Source organism: Bacteroides sp. OF04-15BH, assembly GCF_003477995.1.
Lineage (GTDB): Bacteria > Bacteroidota > Bacteroidia > Bacteroidales > Bacteroidaceae > Paraprevotella.
Genome location: NZ_QUEM01000079.1, coordinates 1 through 2,838 on the forward strand (window position 1 = coordinate 1; position 2,838 = coordinate 2,838).

General features: G+C 40.1%; 3 protein-coding genes. 1 reads left to right on the forward strand and 2 read right to left on the reverse strand.

Annotated features, from left to right (window positions below; all coding sequences use genetic code 11):
- The first annotated feature begins 273 nt into the window (after positions 1–273).
- Entirely contained in the window at positions 274–906 is a 633-nt protein-coding gene (locus DXA74_RS15790; RefSeq protein ID WP_118529083.1) for a hypothetical protein, read from the forward strand.
- A gap of 272 nt (positions 907–1,178) precedes the next feature.
- Here DXA74_RS15790 and DXA74_RS16965 read toward each other — a convergent pair whose 3' ends face one another.
- Both DXA74_RS16965 and DXA74_RS16970 read right to left on the reverse strand, forming a co-directional pair.
- Positions 1,179–2,186 carry an IS1634 family transposase gene (locus tag DXA74_RS16965; RefSeq protein ID WP_370448522.1) on the reverse strand — a complete coding sequence of 336 codons (1,008 nt, stop codon included), beginning with the start codon at positions 2,184–2,186 and terminating at the stop codon, positions 1,179–1,181.
- Positions 2,069–2,734, reverse strand: coding sequence for a hypothetical protein (locus tag DXA74_RS16970; protein WP_370448521.1), 666 nt, complete (start codon positions 2,732–2,734; stop codon positions 2,069–2,071). Before DXA74_RS16970 ends, DXA74_RS16965 begins: the two co-directional genes overlap by 118 nt.
- Positions 2,735–2,838: the final 104 nt, after the last annotated feature.

Below are 2,838 nucleotides of genomic sequence, written 5' to 3' on the forward strand. Positions count from 1 at the left end.
TCTCGTCTTTTGTTCTTAGAGGAGGGAGCGAGGTTATGTTTCGGGAACCCCAAAACTCCTCGCTCCACCATGAGGGTGGAGAATTTTTGCTCCCGATGGTCGCAGAAAATGAGTATACCAACTGCAATTACTGCCATTATATGCTAAAATTTGTTATATATCTATATAATTGTGTTAGTAATATTCTTTTTCTTTGGCAGTTAAAGAAAAGCATCCTATCTTTATAAGCAAAGCAATTAATTTAAATTGAAACAAAATTAAATAGTCATGCGTATGAAAAAGTTGATTTTTATGTTTCTTGCTATTCTTCTTTGTGGAATAGTTCAAGCTCAGACTTCTGAGATTATTTTAAACAACGGAAAAGTTGTGAAAGGAAAAATTAAAAGTTTGTCTTTTAATGTAGATAATACTCACGAAGTTAGAATAAAGAATGAAGTGAGTGGTGAGAACTTCGACTATACTTATGCTGATGTAAAAGAAATAAAATTCTATGGTAAAAAGGCAAAAGAAGTAACAAATTGGATTCCTCTCTATGCCCAGATGGGATTGGGAATGTCTTATAAGAAAGCCCCCAAGCTCTATAAAAATCCCGTATTTCTCCATCCTGTTTATAAGGGGAAAAACATTTCAGCGTATGTTCACTACATAAGAACAAATACTCATGTGAAATCGGGCAGTATTTACGGATTTGGCCTTATGTTTTATTACAAATCCAAGGACGAGGACTTTGCGAGAAGCTATTATTTGATGGATAATAGTATTGCAGGAATTGGTCAAAAGACTGTGCTAAAAATGTATTTTAAAGGTTATCCTCAGATAAAGGAAATACTCAAAGGTCTAAGTATGAAAGAGATTCGTAAAGACCCTACTATATTAGTCAGAAAACTTGATGAAGTTTTGGAATAACTTCCTTGATTATGATTTATGACAAAGTTTTTGTAATCAAATTTTTGTAGTGTTAAAAATATCTATCGAAATATTAAATAAACGTACATATGAAAAAGTTACTTTTTATCATCTTCCTAATGGTATTCTCGTTTGCGATAACAACAAACGCCAAGAAACCCAAAGTCGTATGGCCTAAGGCAGTGCTAACTCTTAAAGATGGTACTGTACTTAACGGCTATTTGCAGAACGACATCCACTTTATGAAGAAAAACATCTATTTCCTGACTTCGTCATTGCGTACCCCAAAAATCTTCGTCAAAGAGTTTAGCTATTTTCTGATGCCTTGCCATCAGCATGGTTTGGGTGTAAACCTCCTTGTTCAGAGGTAGCTTAATTTGTATTGTCGTGATTGTCTTTGCCAATGCAAGCACCTTGTCCACGCTCATCTTAATCTCTGAGACTTTCAGCATGCGCTCCAATTCCTTGTATACTTTCAAAGCCACAAAGCAGATGCATATATGGGCTTCGATGCGTTTGCGTGTAAAGTGAAACATGGGGCGTATCTCTATCTTTGATTTGGCTATACGGAAGGCCCGTTCTACATGCCAAAGATTATGATATGCTGTATATACATCCTGTATTGGTATATCCGTATTGGTGAGATATCCTTTTAGACCGTCCCATTTGGAGTCGTCGGCAATACGGTCATAGTTGATGGCGACTTTCACCTCACCATCCATGGATAAGAACTTATTGTAACCTCTCTTGTTGATGTTGCCTTTCGTAAGCGCGCCATGCTTGTATGCCTTTTCCAACCTGCGTATTCCCTTCTCCCGGTTATAGGCATCTTTCTTTGCACGGTCATCTGTATAGCCGACCAGGAGACGGCGTCCGCCTCCTTTGTCATATTCAACCATCTGGCAGTCGCACTTGGGCTGTTCCAGTATCCAGTTCTTGACTTCCTGACTTTCATTCTTTATCTTCGCACCTATTATATACTTGTAGCCGTGCGCCTCAAGTTCCGCTATATTTGCATTGTTCATCAGACCGGAGTCGGCCACCACAACGAAGTTTTCCAATCCGTATTTGCTTACAAACTCCTTTATCGTCGGCAGCATCGTGTGACCTTCATATTTGTTGCCCTCATGGATGCAGTAGGCAAGCGGATAGCCGCCCAAACTTACAAGCAGGCCGAGTATGATCTGAGGATTACTGTGTCGTCCCTCTTTAGAAAAGCCGGTCTTGCGCAAGTCGTCCTCATAATCCGCTTCAAAGTAAAGTGTGGTGACATCATGAATAGCACACCGATATTTCCACCGAACAGTTTTGCTGTATGGCGCACGCTGATGTCCTGTACGACTTCGTGCTGATGGTCGCTAAGTTTGTCAAGATAGCGATAGATTCTGGAAAGATCCACATCCTCGTCAAAGTGGTTTTTCAGATATTCCACCGTAGCAGCCTTGTTCGTTGGATATGCCAGACGGGCTTTCACAAGCTTGCGGAACACTTCATCGTCAATACGATTGAAACCAATCCGGTCAAACGTGCGGTCCAATATCAAGTCGCATCCGTTGAGAAGGATGTTGCTGACATTGGACAGAACACGGCGGACTTCTTCTCGTTCACGGTCGCACGCCTCACGCTCCTCACCATACAGATCGAGTTGTGGATGGCGTCGGGATTCTTCCTTGGAAATCCATTTATGACCTGCATTTACGAGACTGTCTATTTCGTTTGAATCTTTGGCCACACCAATAGTAATCAACTCTTTGTAAATGCCCTTTGTCTTCTCTGCAACAACAACACTTGTTGTTCCAGACCGATTCTTCTTTCTTTTGACAAACATAGTTAAAAAACCTTTTGCGTACCCCAAAATAAGGGTATGCAAAGATACAAAATATTGTTTATCAATTAATTACAAAATGGACATTTTTGAGTGACGAAGTCAGG